The organism is Leisingera sp. M658 (genome assembly GCF_025144145.1).
Classification (GTDB): Bacteria; Pseudomonadota; Alphaproteobacteria; order Rhodobacterales; family Rhodobacteraceae; genus Leisingera.
This window is the reverse complement of sequence record NZ_CP083546.1, coordinates 3,350,755-3,367,109: the sequence shown is the minus strand read 5'-3', so window position 1 is coordinate 3,367,109 and position 16,355 is coordinate 3,350,755. Positions and strand designations below refer to the sequence as shown.

Sequence of the window (16,355 nt, the reverse complement as noted above, 5' to 3'; positions counted from 1 at the left end):
CAACCGCGGACTGTTTGAACTGGGTGAAGGATTACCCGCACAGGCGGGCCGGGAGCGGACTGAAAAACAAGACCTGGGCAGACCAATCGGACTGATGTCAGACAGGCTTGCAGACCGTTCAGACGCTTCCGGTCAATTGCCGGACCTGGCCGCCAACCCGGAAAGATTCGGCTGGGAAGATTTGACGTGGCGCGTCACGATGTAAGTCATGTAGCGGTCAATCCCCAGTTCGGCCGCCAGCAGGGTTTCCATCAACTCCTGAAATGCTGCCAGGCTTGGTGTAAAGACCTTCATGACGTAATCCATGCCACCGCCTGTGGCGATGCATTCGGTGACCTCGTCCAGCTTTCGGATATGGCCCTCGAAACGGTCAAAATCAGACTTGCGGTGATGTGTGAGAGAGACGGTCACGACCACCTGCGTGAAATCACAGACCCGGTCGAGTGCAACGTCGGCGTGGTAGCCGCGGATGAACCCGGCTGCCTTCAATTTCGTAAGCCGGGCCCAGCACGGGGTCGGCGACAGGTTGACGATCTCCGCCAGCTTGGTTTTGCTAAGCTGGCCGTGCTTCTGGACTGCGCTGAGGATGCGAATATCAGTCGCATCAAGGCTGAACTTGTCCATGCATCGGGGCCTTTCAAAGCAAGGGTTTGGCAGTCCAATACAATCACCAGCAATAGCACGGAAGCAACATTTTGCTCCAGCGAGGCGGTTTGCGGTGCAGGCCACTGGCTGATTACCGTCTGGCGAAATTTGCAAAAGAGCGTATTGCTTGAAACCTGTAAAACCAACGGCCGCTGCGTCATGGTCAAATCCAGGCATAAGAATTCCGGGGCGCTCCGCAGCTGACTGTTCTGAATACCGGCTTAACCGGCCTATCGACTGCCGCCAAAAGGTGCAGTGAAGGTCCGGAAACCGCCCTTCCAGCGGGTCGCCGCAGACAAAACGCGCAGTTTGCCGCCTTTGAAGCAGCTTGCAGCGAATTTTCACTTAGTCCGCGTTGCGGACCCTCGGTCACAGTACACAGAAATACCGCTATCGACACGGATCCTCGGGGGAGAGGCAACTTCTCTGACGAGAAAGGCAGAACTATCTAGTGCTTTTCAATGAAGATTTGGTGGAGCCTAGGAGGATCGAACTCCTGACCTCCTGCATGCCATGCAGGCGCTCTCCCAGCTGAGCTAAGGCCCCAAACCTGTCCGCTTTCCAGTGTCCGTTCCGTCTCCGGTGCGGTCCGTCTTGCGGTGTGAGCGTCATTTAAGGGACGGCGGCGCAGGCTGCAAGCGTAAAATGCGCCGGGTTCCAAACTTTTTTCCGGCGCTGCCGGAGGGCTGCCCAGGGAAGGCGAGGCGCTTCCCCGGGCAGCTGGAAATGCCTTAGGAATCGTCCTCGGGGGTCGACATGTCGGCAATCTCGTCCAGCGGAACGTTGTCCTCGTCATCGTCATCGTCCAGGACATCATCGCCCAGATCAACATCGACGTCATCATCATCTTCCAGAACCGGGCTATCGCCTTCGAGGTTCTCTTTGGCCTTCAGGGTTGCCGCATCTTCGGCATCAGCCTCGATCATCCGGGTTTTGCCCGTGTCCAGCGCGACGGCCTCGCCCGTGTAGGGGCTGACGATCGGGTTCTTGTTCAGGTCATAAAAGCGCTTGCCAGTGGTGGGGCAGATGCGCTTTACACCCCATTCTTCCTTGGGCATGTGGATCCCCTTGATTAACTGGTGAGTCGTATCGACGATTCAGGTGCCTTGCCATATGAGGGGGGGACTGTCAAAGCCAAAGCCTGGAAAGGGGCGCCTATGGCCGAACACCACCTGCCCGGAAACCCGCCGGTGCCGCTGACGCTGCGGCGGTCGGCGCGGGCGCGGCGGATCAGCCTGCGGATTTCCTCGCTGGACGGGCGGGTGACACTGACGCTGCCCAAAAGCCTGCCGGAACGGGCCGCACTGGCCTTTGCCGAGGAAAAGGCGGATTGGATCCGGTCGCATCTGGAAAAGCATCCCGAGGCGGTGGAAGCGGGGTTTGGCGCGGTGTTGCCGGTTGATGGCCAGAACCGGGTGGTTGAGCGCGCGCCAGGGCGGCGCATCCAGCTGGATGCGGGCCGTATTGCGGTGCCGGGGGACAGTCCGGGGCGGGTCTTGCAGCGTTACCTGAAGGAGCTGGCGCGCAACCGGCTGGCCGAGGCGTCGGATTTCTATGCCGCCCGGCTGGGCAAGGGCTACAGCCGCCTGACCTTGCGCGATACCCGGTCGCGCTGGGGGTCTTGCACCGCCGATGGCGGGCTGATGTATTCCTGGCGGCTGATCCTGGCGCCGCCCGCAGTGCTGCGTTATGTCGCCGCCCACGAGGTGGCGCATTTGCAGGAGATGAACCATTCGTCTGCCTTCTGGGCAGTGGTGGAACGCCTCTATGGCCAATACGAGCCGCCGCGCGGCTGGCTGCGGGAAAACGGCGCCGGCCTGCACCGGTACCGGTTCGGCGAATAGCGGCAAGGCTTTGACCCTGCGGATGCGCGGGCTAACCTCTTGGCAGGTACCTGTTTCCAGTTTCCCCGGTTCTTGAGGCTTGCCCGTGTCAGACAAACCGCAACGACGCCTTGCCGCCATTTTTGTGCTGGATGTCTCCGGCTTCAGCCGCTTGATGGCCGAAGATGAGGCCGGAACGCTGAACCAGGTTCTGGCGCAGCAGCAAAGCCTGATTGCCCCGGCGATCCGCAGCCATGAGGGCCGGATCATCAAGCTGATGGGCGACGGGGTGCTGGCGGTCTTTCCCAGCGTGATCTCGGCAGTAGAGGCGGCAGCCGGGATCCAGGCCGCCGCCGCCCGCAACCGGCATTTGCAGCTTCGGATCGGTATCACTCTGGGTGAAGTGCTGATTGCCCAGGGCGATATCTATGGCGACGATGTCAATATCGCCGCCCGGCTGGAGGCTTTGGCACCGCTTGGCGGGGTGGCCCTGTCGGCTGAAGCATATGGCCAGGTGCGGGGCCGTATTCCTTATGCGTTCGAGGACCTGGGCCTGCATGAGGTCAAGAACATTCCCGAGCCAGTGCAGGTCTATGTGCTCGGCGACGAGCTGACCTCGCTGCCCAGTCTGCACCCGGTGGCGGCACCAAAGGAAGCGGTCCAGGCAGCTTCGCCACCGCGCTGGCGGGCAGGGCGGCCTGTGTGGCTGGCACTGGCTGCGTTTACGGTCCTGGCTGCGGCGGGCGGCGGCTGGTGGGCCGCGGGCATGCCGGGTCTGCAAGGGGCGGGGCAGGCGGCCAGCGGGGCGGAGCAGACGCGGCCGCTGGTTGCGGTGATGCCCTTTACGGCGGCCTCGGCATCTCCTGAACTGGCGCAGGCGCTCACCGGCGAGGTGATCCGCGCGCTTGCCGCGGTTCCCGGCCTGGCAGTGGTGGCCCCGGCCAGCAGCCGGGCGGCGGCCGGACTGCCGCCGGACCAGGCTGCGAAACTGCTGGGAACAGAGTTCCTGGTCAGCGGCCACTTGCCTGCTGCTCCGTTACAGGGGATCCGGCTGGATATCCGCAGCCCGTCCGGACAGGCAGCCCTGCCGCCCCGCCCGCAATCCAGCCTGTCCGGCCTGGCACCTGCGGTGGCGGCAGATATTCTCGGCGCCTTCAGTCTGCCAGTGGTCAGGGTTGCGGGGGCGCCGGTTTCGGATCAGGCGCTGATACAGCTGCTAGCGGCACGCAGCGAATTGGCGGCTGGACGCCAGCAAGAGGCCAGGCAAGCCGTGCATCAGACCTTGCAACTCGCCCCTGGGCTGGCAGAGGCACTTGTGCTGCAGGCAGAGCTTGACCTGGATATTCTGACCGGCCCGCTGGCCGGCCTGCCGCAGCGCGCGGCATCGGCTGCGCGGCTGCTCGAGGGGCTGCCCGAAACACCGGGCACTCTGCGTATCCGCGCTCTTGCAGCGCAGTTCAGCGGCGCGCCGGACACCGCCTTGACCCATGCGCAGGCGTTGGAGCGCTCTTTTCCGAACGATGCAGATGGCCATCTGCTGCGGGCCTGGCTCTTGCAGGTGGAGGGGCAGGGTGCCGCCGCCGAGGCTGCCTATGCCACTGCTTTGCGGCTCAACCCGGTGCCGTCTGCGCTTTATCACAGCCTGCGCGCGTCGATGCTGTTTGATGCGGGGCAAGAGGAGGCTGCCGTTGACACTGCCAGTGCGGCGCTGGCGCTGGACTCCCAGGCGCAGCTGGCCCAGGCGGTGCGCTGCGCGGGATTGGCCACGCTTGGCCGCTTTGAAGAGGCTGGCAGCGCCTGCGCGCAGCTGCAGGCCGCAGGGCTGACACTGGATCAGGCAGCGGGCGCCTTTCCCTATGGTGCCGGGGCCGGGCCCGGCAGTGCGCTGCAACGGCTGCGCACCGGGTTCAGCCTGGCAGGGCTGCCTGGCCGCCCCTGACGTGCTGCCCCGGACCTGGGGGCCGTGATCCGCGCCTGTTTCCGCTGGCCGTGATCACACGCGCGGATCTGTCCGCTTGACCGCGGCGCAATTTGTGATCACTTGAGGGGATGAACCTGACTGCCCGCTCTCCCCAGGACGCTGCCGCCCCGGCCCACGATCGCGTCTACCGCGCTTTGCGCACCCGTATCATGCATGGTGAAATCACCCCCGGTGCCGCGCTGACGCTGCGCGGTATCGGCCGCGAGTTCGGCGTCTCAATGACGCCTGCGCGCGAGGCTGTTCGGCGGCTGGCCGCCGAGGGCGCGTTGTTCCTGTCTTCTTCGGGGCGGGTGTCAACGCCGGAACTGACAAATGAACGGATTGAGGAGCTGGCGGCCCTGCGTGCGCTGCTGGAGGTGGAGCTGTCCAGCCGTGCCTTGCCGCGCGCGCATATGGCCCTGATCGACCGGCTGCAGATGATCAACGGAACGGTGGCCGAGATGGTCACCAAGCGTGACGCGGTCGGCTATATCCGGACCAATCTGGAGTTCCACCGCACCCTGTATCTGCGCGCCCAGGCGCCGGCCATGCTGGCAATGGCCGAGACTGTCTGGCTGCAGCTTGGCCCCACCATGCGGGCGCTTTACGGCCGGTTGCGCCGCACCGATCCGCCGCAAAACCACCGCCTGATCATTGCGGCACTGAAGGCCGGGGATGAACCGGGCTTGCGTTTGGCAGTGCGCTCTGACGTGACCCAGGGTCTGCGGCTCCTGGCCGGGTAGCTCTGTCTCCCAATCCTGCTGGCATGTACGGGGGCGGAGGCACTCCCGCCTGTTCGGGTCAATTTGGAAATTGCCCTCACAGTTGGGCGCGGCCCGGCGCCATGGCGCCGGGCCGCGCCCAAGGCTGCCAGCGGCACTGGCAAAGCCGGTGCCGCGCGGGCGCGGGAGGGTCTTCGTGAACCGAAGTTGCCAAGTTCTGAATGTCTTCTGTGCATTGAGACTGTGCAAACCTCGCCCAGCCGCCTCAGAACCGGGTGATTACGGTGGCGCCTACGGATTGGAACCGGTCCATTTCCATCAGTGAAGCCACCGATTGCTCCAAGCTGATTTCCTGGCCGACCAGCCGGCCGGGTGCCAGCTTGCCGGATTGCACCATGTCCAGCATTGCACCATAGCGATGGGCCTGCATGCCGTGGCTGCCAAGGATCTCCAGTTCATCCGCGATCACCCGCGCCATCGGAACTTGCGGCGTGCTGTGATCCGCCAGCATCAGCCCCACCTGCACATGCTTGCCGCGCTTGCGCAGGCAATTGACCGAATTGAAGCAGGTGTCCGGGTGCCCCAGAGCGTCCAGCGACACATGCGCTCCGCCGCGGGAGATCTCCCGCACCGCCTCCGCCGCATCTGCGACGGTGCTGGCATCGACCCCGGCAACCGCGCCCAGGCTGCGGGCCAGCGCCAGCTTCTCCCCGGATATATCGACAGCGATCACATTGGCGCCAAGTGCGGTGGCGATCATCACCGCGGACAGCCCAACGCCGCCGCAGCCATGCACCGCCACCCATTGCCCGCCTGAAACCCGGCCTTGATCCGCCACCGCGCGGAAGGATGTGGCAAAGCGGCAGCCAAGGCTGGCGGCAGTGGCAAACCCCATGGTTGCCGGCAGCGCTACCAGGTTCAAATCCGCATGATGTATGGATACATATTCGGCAAAAGATCCCCAATGGGTAAAGCCGGGCTGGAACTGGCTGTGGCAGACCTGCTGGTGGCCGGCGTGGCACTCCGGGCAGCTGCCGCAGCCGCCAACGAACGGCACCGTGACCCGGTCGCCGCGCCGCCATTTGCTGACATCTTTGCCAACCGCGGCAACCGTGCCCGCCAGCTCGTGGCCCGGCACATGCGGCAGGGTGATATCCGCATCATGCCCCATCCAGCCGTGCCAGTCGCTGCGGCACACGCCGGTTGCCTCAACCTTGATCACCACGCCGTGGGGCGCCGGAGACGGATCCGGCAGTGAAACCACTTCAGGTGCTTCACCAAAGCGTTCATAGAGCACAGCTTTCATCGGGACAGGTTCCTTTGACGTTTGCAAGAGATAAGGCTTTTTAGCAGGCAGCTGCCGGGGAGGGCATTTCTGATGCCTCTACAGTTTTGGAAAAGTCCGGCGTAGTCTTTCTGGAAATGCCACTATTGAGCAGGAGTCTTTCGCTGTGGAACAGATTGACGAGATAGATGCCCGTATCCTGGATTGTCTTCAGCGCGATGGCAGGCTGTCCAATGCCAAGCTGGCGGAACGGCTGTCGCTCAGTGAAACGCCCTGCTGGCGGCGGCTGAAACGGCTGAGCGAGACCGGCGTGATCGAGGGGTATCAGGCGGTCCTGAACCGCCGGGCGCTAGGGTTCGGAGTGATGGCCTTTGTCCAGCTTAGCTGCACTGAGCATGACGCGGCCACGACAGCAGACTTCCAACGCGCCATCGAGGCCAGCCCGAATGTGCTGGCCTGCCACAATACCACCGGGGGCGCAGATTTTCTGCTGCAGGTGGTGGCGCGCGACCTGGATGATTACAGCCGCTTCGTTGAAGCCGTGCTGCGTCGGCTGCCGGGGGTGTCGGGGATTAAGTCCAGCCTGTCCTTGAGGGAGCTGAAGTCGTCCAGTCATTTGCCGGTGAGCGATCTGCGGATTTGAACAGCGCTGACCTGCGCAGATGGCTCCCGGCGGGCGGCTCCCGCCTGCGCAGGCCTGCCTGTCAGGCAGACCCTTGCAGTTGGGCCCGGCCCGGTGCCATGGCACCGGGCCGGGCCCAAGGCCGCCAGCGGCGGCGGCGTCAGCCGGCGGTGCGCGGGCGCGGGAGGGGTTCCGCCGCCTGCGCCCTTTTGATCCGGTGCGCCTGATCAGGCCCCGCTGCCGGTGTAGTAGGGTGAGTTCATTGCCCGGCTGGCCGCCTCGGTGATTGAGGCATCAAAGACCCGCGTGTAAAAGGCGCAGCCCAGTTCTGCCGCAGTTTCCGGGAACAGGTTCAGCGCAAAGTCCAATGCAGTGTCCAGCGTGTCAAAGGCGTCGAACCCGCCCAGAGTCCGGGTCTGCAGCCCGCTCAGCCAAACCTTGTTCTGCAGACCTGGCAGCATTTTCAGCGCCGCGTTGCGCGCTTGCCAGGGGGCTTCTTCAAACGGCACCGACAGTTGCAGTTCGGTGTACACAAACGCCCCTGGAGCCGCAGCCCCGCTGTTGTAATGCGCCGCACCCATATCGCGGCTGGCCGTGGCGGTGGCCTCGGCGTCAAACACCCGCGTGTTGTGGGCGACGCCAAAACTGCGCGGCTCGCTCGGGAAATAGCCAGTCACAAAGCTGCGGGCGTTTTCAATGCTGTCAAAGGCATAAAAGCCGCCAATGGAGTTATTGCCATGGCCGGACAGCCAGGTCTTGTTCAGAAACCCTGGCTGCTGCCGGATCGAGGCGTTGATTTTCTGCAGCGGCACCTGGTCGAACGGGACCGAGATGGCGACTTCGGTATAGACAAAGGCTTTCGGGGACATGGCAGTTTCCTGTGTTTTGGCAAGTGAAGGCAGCAGCACCGCCCCGGCTGAGGCTGCAAGCAGCTGGCGGCGGGACAGCCGGGATCGGTCGCGGAAGGCCGCGTTGTTTTGATTGTGGGTCATGTTGGTTCCGGTCTAATAGCTTGCGCTTTGCAAGTTAACAAGGGTTCGCATGATGGCTTGCGTTTTGCAAGTATAAAAACTACCAAGAGTTCATGACTGATAAGCACAGCAAATACGGGTCCGGCTGCCCGGTGGCCTATGCCCTTGATATCTTCGGCGACCGCTGGAGCCTTCTGGTGATCCGCGACATGGCGGTGAAGGGCGCGCGCACCTATGGCGAGCTGCTGAACGGCGGGGAGGGGATCTCAACCAACATCCTGGCGCAGCGGATGAAGCAGCTGGAAGAGGCGGGGATCCTGAGCAAAAGCAAGGATCCGCAGAACGGCCGCAGCTACATTTACACACTCACGCCAAAGGGCCGGGATCTGGCGCCGGTACTGGCAGATATCGCTCTGTGGAGCGCCAGATACAACAAAGCCGGCCATGCGATGACCGGCTTCAGTGACAAAGTGCAGGCGGACCGGGACGGCGTTATCACCCGGATCCGCGCAGGTAAGCTGCCTTAGGTCGCCAGCCCTTTGGAGCCGATGTCCAGGAACTTCTGGCGCCTGTCCTTGATCAGCTCGTCTGCGGTTTTACCCTTCAGCTCGTCCAGCATTTCCTGGATCGCGCCGCTGACCGAGGCCATTGCCGCCTTGGCATCACGATGCGCGCCGCCCAGCGGTTCCGGGATGATCCGGTCATTGACACCCAGCTTCTGCAGGTCCTGTGCAGTCAAACGCAGCGCTTCTGCCGCTTCGCGCATCTTCTCGGCATCCTTCCACAGGATCGAGGCGCAGCCTTCAGGGCTGATCACCGAGTAAACCGAATGCTCCAGCATCGCCACACGGTTGGCCGAGGCTAAGGCCACCGCACCGCCGGAGCCGCCTTCACCGATGATGACCGAGATCAGCGGCACGCCGATCTTCAGGCACATCTCGGTCGAACGCGCAATTGCTTCCGATTGGCCGCGTTCCTCGGCGCCTTTGCCGGGATAGGCGCCGGCCGTGTCGACCAAAGTGATCACCGGCAGCTTGAAGCGGCCGGCCATCTCCATCAGGCGGATCGCCTTGCGGTATCCCTCGGGGCGGGCCATGCCAAAGTTGCGCTCAATCCGCGATTTGGTGTCGCTGCCTTTCTCATGGCCGATCACCACCACCGGCTGGTCGTTGAACCGGGCAAGACCGCCCATCACGGCCAGATCGTCGGCAAAATTCCGGTCGCCGGCCAGCGGCGTGTATTCGGTGAACAGCGCCTTGATGTAATCCTGGCAATGGGGGCGGTCGGGGTGCCGTGCCACCTGGCATTTGCGCCAGGGCGTCAGCTCCTTGTAGAGGTCTTTCAGCAGCTGTGCGGCCTTGGCGTCCAGCGCCTTGGCCTCATCCGCCACGTCCATTTCCTCATTCGCGCGCGCCAGCGCCCGCAGTTCCTCCGCCTTGCCTTCGATTTCGGCCAGCGGTTTTTCGAATTCCAGATACTGGGTCATGTCGCCTCTGCTCAGCGGGTTTGCCGTTATATGGCCTTAGCAGCGCCAAGATGCAACTCAGCAAGATTTGTGATCTGCTGCCATGGCTTGAGGGAAGAGCAGAGAGCGCAAGGGAGGCACCGCTTATGGCCGCCAGTTACGAAGACCGGATCCTGCGGGTTCTGGCCTATATCCACGGCAACACCGATGGCGATCTGTCGCTGGACAGGCTAGCCGATGTGGCGGCGATGTCGCGGTTTCACTGGCATCGCGTGTTCCGCGCTCTGACGGGCGAAACCTGCGCCCATGCGGTGCGCCGCATCCGGCTGCACCGCGCCGCGGGCTGGCTGGTGCAGGGGGACATGCCGATCGCGCAGGTTGCGGCCCGCGCCGGCTACCCCAATCAGAACAGCTTCTCCCGCGCGTTCTCTGTCTCCTACGGCAGCAGCCCGGCGGCCTTCCGCCGGGCGGGTCAATTCCGGCTGCCGAACCCAACTCTCAGAACAGGAAGTTACCCGATGTATGACGTGATCACCCGCACCGACCCTGCCCGCCGCCTGGCCGGCTTGCCGCACAAAGGCGACTATATGGAAATCGGCAAAAGCTTTGAGGCTTTCGGCGCGATCTGCGAAAGCCGCGGGCTTTGGCCGCAGCTGGGCGCCGTCACCGGGGTCTATTTCGACAGCCCGGACGCGGTGCCCGAAGCCGATCTGCGCAGCTTTGCCGGGGCGGAGCTTACCGGCGGAGCACTGCCCGAAGGGATGGAGGAGGTCAGCCTCCCCGGCGGCAAAACTGCGGTGCTGACCTACAAGGGGCCGTATTCGGGCCTGCATGCCGCCTATCACAGCCTGTTCGGCAATTGGCTGCCGCAATCGGGTGAAGAGCCGGCCGATCAGCCCTGCTATGAGATCTACCTCAACAATCCGCGCGACACCGCGCCTGAGGATCTGCTGACCGAAATCTGCCTGCCGCTGAAGTAGCCCTACGCCTGCAGCAGGATTGCCGCCAGAGACGCCAGCAGCAGCGCGGCCATGGTCCAGTTGAACGCCCGCAGCTGCGCGGGCCGGGTCAGCAGCCGCCGCAGCTGCTGGCCCAGCATTGTCCAAGTCGAGGCCGAAAAACAGCCGATCAGCAGATAGGTTCCGGAGACCCACAGAATGGCACTCAGGTCGCGGCTGGCCGCATAAAGCGTGATTGCCCCCAGCGCCATCGCCCAGGCCTTGGGATTGACCCATTGAAAGGCGCAGGCCTGCACAAAACTCAAAGGCCTGCCTTCGGCTGCCCCCTCCCGCGGCGGCGCGGCATTGGCGATCTTCCAGGCCAGCCACAGCATATAGGCCACTGACATCACCGTCATCACCGGGGTCAGTACCGGGAAGGCATCAAACAGATGCATCACCCCCAGCCCGACCGGCAGGATCATCAGCGGAAAGCCGACCGCCACTCCCAGCAAATGCGGAATCGTCCGGTGAAAGCCGAAATTGGCCCCCGAGGCCATCAGCATCAGGTTGTTCGGGCCGGGCGTGAAGACCGTGCCAAAGACAAAACCGGCCAGTGCAAAGAGAAGTTCATAGGTCATGGGCAAGAAGATTGCGCAGTGATTGCCAAATGAAATTGCGTTTTGCAGCGTTTGCTGCGTAATTTCACAATCAATGGCGAAGAATGATAAGATAAACCAGCGAATATTGCAGGAACTCACCCGGGACGGCCGGATCAGCAATCTGGAACTGGCTGAGCGTGCGGGCCTTTCGCCCTCGGCCTGCCTTCGCCGGGTGCAGGAGCTGGAGCGCGCCGGCGTCATTACCGGTTACCGCGCCGTGCTGGACCGGCAAAAGCTGGGGATAGGCTTTGCCACCTATATCGGCGTCGGCTTGGGTGAGCACACCAAGGACGCGCAGGAGGCTTTTGAACATGCCATGCAGGCCGCGCCCGAAGTGGTTGAATGCCACAACATCACCGGCACCATTGAGTACCTCCTGCGCGTCGAATGCGCCGATCTGCCCAGCTACAAGAAATTCCATACTGATATCCTGGGCACGTCTCCTTATGTCACAGCAATCACCACCTATGTGGTTATGGGCTCGCCCAAAGACTTGCGGGCGTGATCCCTTGCCGGCATTGGATTTTGAGTATTTGTAAAAAGGTGAAACAAAGAGCCTCTTCATCTTTCTCCTAAATACTCACTGCGAAGCGCCTGCCGCAAAGACAGCGGCCAGGGGTGTTGCGTGACCTGCGCACGCCCCGTTTGCACGGTTTTGGGCATTTCATGGCAGTCTTTCCCTCGATTGCAATCGCCCGCCGGGGCTTGGCTCTCCGGCAGATATGGAACAGGGCTCCCGCCTGGCAGCGGGGTCATGCAGAGACAACGTTTAGCATGCGGGCGGATACGCCCGTCCGCCTCTGCCTTATTGGCTGCGCCGCCAATCCTTAACAGCCACGCTGATACGGCACTGGAAACATGATCCAGAACAGATGAATAACCGGCGGGGCCTGGGGGCTGGCCGGGCAAAACTCGTGGCCGGGGGCAACTGCTTTAGCGCTGTGCCAGCAAAACCCGCATGGCAATCTCCGGCGAGGCCAGCACCGGCACCTGGGTCTGCGCCCGCAGCACTGCTGCCGCCCCGGCCATCGAGGCCTGCGCCAGCACAACGCAGCCAAAGGCGCCATCCTTCAGCGCCATTGCAATGCTTTCTGCTATGGCAGCAGAAAAACCCGCGCCGGCGCCCGTTTCAAACAACGGCCAGTGCTGCCCTAGAAACACCGGGACCAGTTGCGGATCACAGCCGCCAAAGGCCCGCCGCAGCAGCGCTTCTGATGGGGCCACAGTGCTGTCCAGGCAATAGGCCATCAGCACCGGCCCGCCGATCCGCGCCGCTTCCTGCATCATCGGCCAGTCGATGCGGATGGCGCCTGCCTCCTCTGCTGCCGGGCCAAGGGTGGTGCAGGTGCACAGCACCGGGCCGTCAGCCGCGCTGATTGCCGCAGCAATCTCTGCCTTCAGATCCGCGCCAATGCCATCCCGCGCCCGTGCCAGCCAATCGCTGCGCACTTGCTGGTTCAGATCCGCTTCGGGTGCCAACGCCCGGAACGTCCTCGCATGCACCTCTGCCGTATGCAGCAAAGTCAAAACCGTCATCAAACTCTCCATACGGAAAAGGCGCCCCATCGGGACGCCTCTGCACTCTGTCTATGCGAACCGGCGTCAGCTGTTCGCAATCAGCTCGGCCTGGGCGACAATCACCTCAGCCTGCTTGATCGAGGCGATATCGACAAGGCGGCCCTTATATACGGTCGCGCCGGCGCCCGACGCCTTGGCCTCTTCCATCGCTGCCAGGATCTCGCGGGCTTCCGTCACAGCTTCTTCGGACGGGGTGAAAACCTGATTGGCCAGCGCGATTTGGCTGGGGTGGATCGCCCATTTGCCAACCATGCCCAGGGTCGCGGACCGTTTCGCCTGGGCGATATAGCCATCCTCGTCCGAGAAATCGCCGAACGGCCCGTCAACCGGCAGGATGCCATGGGTGCGGCAGGCGGCGACAATTGCAGCCTGCGCCCAGTGCCACGGATCAGACCAGTGCTTCTGGCCGTCGCGGATCATATAGTAGTTTTCCTGCGTTCCGCCGATACCGGTGGTCTGCATCCCCATCGAGGCGGCAAAATCCGCAGCACCCAGGCTCATCGCCTGCAGCCGGGGCGAGGATTTGGCGATATCCTCGGCATGGGCAATGCCTGCCGCCGACTCGATGATCACCTCGAAGGAAACCGGTTTGGACCGGCCTTTGGCGCGCTCAACCGCGGTGACCAGCGCGTCCACCGCATAGACGTCCTCGGCGCAGCCCACCTTGGGGATCATGATCTGATCCAGCCGGTCACCAGCCTGTTCCAGGATGTCCACCACATCGCGGTACCAATAGGGGGTGTCGAGCCCGTTGATCCGCACCGACAGATACTTGCTGCCCCAGTCGACGCCATTGATCGCCTCGATCACATTGGCGCGGGCCTGATCCTTGTCGGAGGGGGCGACCGAATCCTCAAGATCGAGGTTGATCACGTCAGCCGCCGAAGCGGCCATCTTCTCGAACAGTTTGACTTTGGAGCCGGGGCCGAACAGCTGGCAGCGGTTGGGACGCGCCGGAGCGGCGGGCTGGATGCGGAAGGACATGCGGAAACCCCCTGAGTAAGGAAATTGCAGAATTTTCGCTGTTCTGGTTATTAAGTTGCGCACCTTCTTGCAAGCGGATTTTGCACTTGCGGCACGAAACGCCGCGTTGCGGCAATCCCGTTTGCGCCTTTTGCGTCGCAAACCCGCGCGAAACTGCCGTTGGCATGCTGCATTGCGCAAGAAATGACACGGGCGCAGATCCGTGCGGAAAAGGAGTTTCATGAAACGCGCATTGATCGACAACTGGGCCCTGTTTCTGGGCATGCTGCTGCTGATGGTCGGCAACGGGCTGCTGGTCACGCTGCTGACGATCCGCGGCTCGACGCTGGGGTTCACGGATCTTGAGATTTCCGTCATGCAGGCCTGTTATCCGCTGGGGGCGCTGGCGGGAACAATGCTGACTCCGAGGCTGATCGAGAAAGTCGGCCATATCCGGGTGTTTTCGGCGCTGGCGTCGATGGTCTCAGTGGCGGCGATTGCCCATCTGCTGACCTCGGACCCGGTCAGCTGGGCAGCGATGCGCCTGCTGGCGGGCTTTTGTTTTCCGGGCCTCTACGTGATCACCGAAAGCTGGCTAAATGCCAAGTCAGAAAACCGGATCCGGGCGCAGGTGCTGTCGGTCTATTTCATCATCCAGACGGCGGGGCCGGCGCTGGGCACCGCGATGGTCGGCCTGCCGGATCCCAGCGGCAACCTGCTGATCGGTGTCACCTCGATCCTGTTGTCGGTGGCTATTGTGCCGCTTTTGCTGTCCAATATCCGGGCGCCGGATTACTCGGCGCCGGACCGGATGCCGGTCACGCGGCTGTACAAAGTGTCGCCGATGACAGTTCTGGGCATCGTTATCATGGGGGCGGGGGTGGTGGCCTGGTACATCAGCCTGCCGCTTTATGCACTGCAGAACGGTTTCAGCGAGGCGCAGGCCTCGGGCGCGCTGGTGATTGCGCTGATCGCCTCGGCGCTGGTGCAATACCCGGTCGGCTGGCTGTCGGACCGTACCGACCGGCGTTATGTGGTGATTGCGCTGTCGGGGATCTCGGCGCTGGTTGCGTTGTGGATGGCGGTAGACACGGCGCCGTCGCGTATTGTGGTCGGGTTTTCGGTCATCGCAGCAACCACGCTGCCGATCTATTCGATCCTGGCGGCCCACGCCAATGACCAGCTGCAGCCGGGGCAGGTGGTGCCGGCCAGCGGCACCATGGCGTTCCTGCTGCAGCTGGGGCAGTTCTTCGGCATTCTGATCGGGCCGAACATGATCAGCGTCGCGGACGGGCGGGGGCTGCAATACCTGTTGATCGGGGTCGGCGTGACCGTGGTGCTGATTGCCATTGCGCGGCGCGCGACCTCCGAGGCACCCGAGGACACCGGCGAATTCCAGGCTATGGGTGTGATCGGCGTGGCGCAGCCGGGGGTGCTGCAGGCGGAATCATGGGCAGAGGAGGAGGAAACGTCTGTAAGCAGTCGTGCTTGCGAAGAATCTTCTACTGCTTAGTATATTTCTCGAAGAAAATCGTGCAGGGAGGGCGTTCCTGCGCGATTTCGAGAGGACTTTGCGCGAAATTAGCCCGATTTTAGCGCGACCAATTTAACTCGAAGGATGAGCGCGATGATCGAGACCCCTTATCTGCTGTTCCTGGGCGACGCGCCTGACATGCTGGCCGCCAAGGTTGCCATCGGTATCCGCGACTGGCGTCCGGATCACGCCGTCGGCCAGATCCGCCTGCCGGGCTGCGGCGCCGACCTGGGCCTGACTGAGATGTCCCTGGCGGAAGCCAAGGAAGCCGGCGCCAAGACGCTGGTCATCGGCGTGGCCAACCGCGGCGGCGTGATCTCTCCGGCATGGAAAGAAGTGCTGATCGCGGCGCTGGAAATGGGCTATGACATCGCATCGGGCCTGCACAATTTGCTGCGCGACGAGGGCGACCTGGTGGCCGCGGCCCAGACCCATGGCGGCACCCTGCACGACGTGCGTGTTCCCACTGTCGGCTATCCGATTGCCAATGGTGTCAAGCGCAAGGGCAAGCGCTGCCTGGCAGTCGGCACCGACTGTTCGGTCGGCAAGATGTACACCGCCCTGGCAATGGACGCGGACATGCAGGAGCGCGGCATGAAGTCGACTTTCCGCGCCACCGGCCAGACCGGCATCCTGATAACCGGTCACGGCGTGCCGCTGGACGCTGTGATTGCCGATTTTATGGCGGGTTCAATCGAATATCTGACCCCGGACAATGACGACGACCATTGGGATCTGATCGAAGGCCAGGGCTCGCTGTTTCACGTGTCTTACTCAGGCGTCACCATGGCGCTGGTGCACGGCGGCCAGCCGGATGCGCTGATCCTGTGCCACGAGCCGACCCGCACCCACATGCGCGGCCTGCCTGATTATGACGTGCCGAGCCTGGAAGAGCTGAAAGCCGTGGCCCTGCCGCTGGCACAGCGCGCCAACCCGGCCTGCAAGGTTGTCGGCATCTCGGTGAACACCCAGCACCTGTCCGAGGATGAAGCGGTCAAGTATCTGGCCGAAGTTGAAGAGCGGATGGGCCTGCCCGCCGTCGACCCGTACCGCCACGGTGCAGGCCGCCTGGTGGACGCGCTGGCTGCGGTCTGATCTAACAGCCCCGCCGGAGGTGCTTGCCGACTGGGCAGGTGCCTCCGGCGGGAGTATTTTTTGAAAGATGAAAAGGCAGGTGCCAGGAACGC

17 protein-coding genes and 1 tRNA gene are annotated in these 16,355 nt (G+C 63.2%); 9 read left to right on the top strand and 9 right to left on the bottom strand.

Annotation, left to right across the window (positions count from 1 at the left end):
- Positions 1–132: 132 nt before the first annotated feature.
- From K3724_RS16550 to K3724_RS16540, 3 genes are all read right to left on the bottom strand, one after another.
- On the bottom strand, positions 133–624 hold the full coding sequence (locus K3724_RS16550) for an Lrp/AsnC family transcriptional regulator (protein ID WP_259987358.1): 492 nt from the start codon (positions 622–624) through the stop codon (positions 133–135).
- Between the two features lie 491 nt (positions 625–1,115).
- Positions 1,116–1,191 (bottom strand) — tRNA-Ala (locus tag K3724_RS16545).
- Between the two features lie 185 nt (positions 1,192–1,376).
- Complete coding sequence (locus tag K3724_RS16540; RefSeq protein WP_129369681.1) at positions 1,377–1,703, bottom strand: TIGR02300 family protein; 327 nt, start codon at positions 1,701–1,703, stop codon at positions 1,377–1,379.
- Positions 1,704–1,802: 99 nt separating this feature from the next.
- Between K3724_RS16540 and K3724_RS16535 the strand changes: the two genes are divergently transcribed.
- The 3 genes from K3724_RS16535 (at position 1,803) to K3724_RS16525 (ending at position 5,171) form a co-directional block, all read left to right on the top strand.
- Positions 1,803–2,489 carry a M48 family metallopeptidase gene (locus tag K3724_RS16535; protein WP_259987355.1) on the top strand — a complete coding sequence of 229 codons (687 nt, stop codon included), beginning with the start codon at positions 1,803–1,805 and terminating at the stop codon, positions 2,487–2,489.
- A gap of 85 nt (positions 2,490–2,574) precedes the next feature.
- Positions 2,575–4,407: an adenylate/guanylate cyclase domain-containing protein gene (locus tag K3724_RS16530; protein WP_259987353.1), complete on the top strand. Its 1,833-nt coding sequence runs from the start codon at positions 2,575–2,577 to the stop codon at positions 4,405–4,407.
- A gap of 110 nt (positions 4,408–4,517) precedes the next feature.
- Positions 4,518–5,171 (top strand): GntR family transcriptional regulator, encoded by a 654-nt coding sequence (locus K3724_RS16525; protein WP_129369684.1) that lies wholly within the window; start codon positions 4,518–4,520, stop codon positions 5,169–5,171.
- Positions 5,172–5,415: 244 nt separating this feature from the next.
- Here K3724_RS16525 and K3724_RS16520 read toward each other — a convergent pair whose 3' ends face one another.
- Positions 5,416–6,456 (bottom strand): zinc-dependent alcohol dehydrogenase family protein, encoded by a 1,041-nt coding sequence (locus K3724_RS16520; protein ID WP_259987351.1) that lies wholly within the window; start codon positions 6,454–6,456, stop codon positions 5,416–5,418.
- Positions 6,457–6,601: 145 nt separating this feature from the next.
- Between K3724_RS16520 and K3724_RS16515 the strand changes: the two genes are divergently transcribed.
- The gene (locus K3724_RS16515) at positions 6,602–7,078 is read left to right on the top strand and encodes an Lrp/AsnC family transcriptional regulator (protein WP_259987349.1); all 477 of its coding nucleotides are present in this window, start codon (positions 6,602–6,604) and stop codon (positions 7,076–7,078) included.
- A 206-nt stretch (positions 7,079–7,284) separates the two neighbouring features.
- Here the strand turns inward: K3724_RS16515 and K3724_RS16510 are convergent, their stop codons facing one another.
- Complete coding sequence (locus K3724_RS16510; protein ID WP_259987347.1) at positions 7,285–8,049, bottom strand: YdhR family protein; 765 nt, start codon at positions 8,047–8,049, stop codon at positions 7,285–7,287.
- A 92-nt stretch (positions 8,050–8,141) separates the two neighbouring features.
- Here K3724_RS16510 and K3724_RS16505 point away from each other — a divergent pair, with 92 nt between their 5' ends.
- Positions 8,142–8,555 (top strand): helix-turn-helix domain-containing protein, encoded by a 414-nt coding sequence (locus K3724_RS16505; RefSeq protein WP_129369688.1) that lies wholly within the window; start codon positions 8,142–8,144, stop codon positions 8,553–8,555.
- Here K3724_RS16505 and K3724_RS16500 read toward each other — a convergent pair.
- The gene (locus K3724_RS16500) at positions 8,552–9,514 is read right to left on the bottom strand and encodes an acetyl-CoA carboxylase carboxyltransferase subunit alpha (RefSeq protein WP_259987344.1); all 963 of its coding nucleotides are present in this window, start codon (positions 9,512–9,514) and stop codon (positions 8,552–8,554) included. The two genes, K3724_RS16505 and K3724_RS16500, sit on opposite strands and share 4 nt — an antisense overlap.
- 125 nt (positions 9,515–9,639) lie before the next feature.
- Between K3724_RS16500 and K3724_RS16495 the strand changes: the two genes are divergently transcribed.
- Positions 9,640–10,473, top strand: a complete 834-nt coding sequence (locus tag K3724_RS16495) for a GyrI-like domain-containing protein (RefSeq protein ID WP_259987342.1) — start codon at positions 9,640–9,642, stop codon at positions 10,471–10,473.
- 2 nt (positions 10,474–10,475) lie between these two features.
- On the opposite strand, the gene K3724_RS16490 is transcribed toward K3724_RS16495, so the two are convergent.
- Positions 10,476–11,072, bottom strand: coding sequence for a LysE family translocator (locus K3724_RS16490; RefSeq protein ID WP_259987340.1), 597 nt, complete (start codon positions 11,070–11,072; stop codon positions 10,476–10,478).
- 73 nt (positions 11,073–11,145) lie between these two features.
- On the opposite strand from K3724_RS16490, the gene K3724_RS16485 reads away from it, so the two are divergent.
- Positions 11,146–11,598 carry an Lrp/AsnC family transcriptional regulator gene (locus tag K3724_RS16485; protein WP_259987338.1) on the top strand — a complete coding sequence of 151 codons (453 nt, stop codon included), beginning with the start codon at positions 11,146–11,148 and terminating at the stop codon, positions 11,596–11,598.
- Positions 11,599–12,026: 428 nt separating this feature from the next.
- On the opposite strand, the gene K3724_RS16480 is transcribed toward K3724_RS16485, so the two are convergent.
- Positions 12,027–12,629, bottom strand: coding sequence for a hypothetical protein (locus tag K3724_RS16480; protein ID WP_259987337.1), 603 nt, complete (start codon positions 12,627–12,629; stop codon positions 12,027–12,029).
- Positions 12,630–12,695: 66 nt separating this feature from the next.
- Entirely contained in the window at positions 12,696–13,655 is a 960-nt protein-coding gene (locus K3724_RS16475) for an L-malyl-CoA/beta-methylmalyl-CoA lyase (RefSeq protein WP_259987335.1), read from the bottom strand.
- Between the two features lie 220 nt (positions 13,656–13,875).
- Here K3724_RS16475 and K3724_RS16470 point away from each other — a divergent pair, with 220 nt between their 5' ends.
- Entirely contained in the window at positions 13,876–15,147 is a 1,272-nt protein-coding gene (locus K3724_RS16470) for an MFS transporter (protein WP_259987333.1), read from the top strand.
- Positions 15,148–15,261: 114 nt separating this feature from the next.
- On the top strand, positions 15,262–16,263 hold the full coding sequence (gene dgcN / locus K3724_RS16465; RefSeq protein ID WP_259987331.1) for an N-acetyltransferase DgcN: 1,002 nt from the start codon (positions 15,262–15,264) through the stop codon (positions 16,261–16,263).
- The last annotated feature ends 92 nt before the right edge of the window (positions 16,264–16,355 follow it).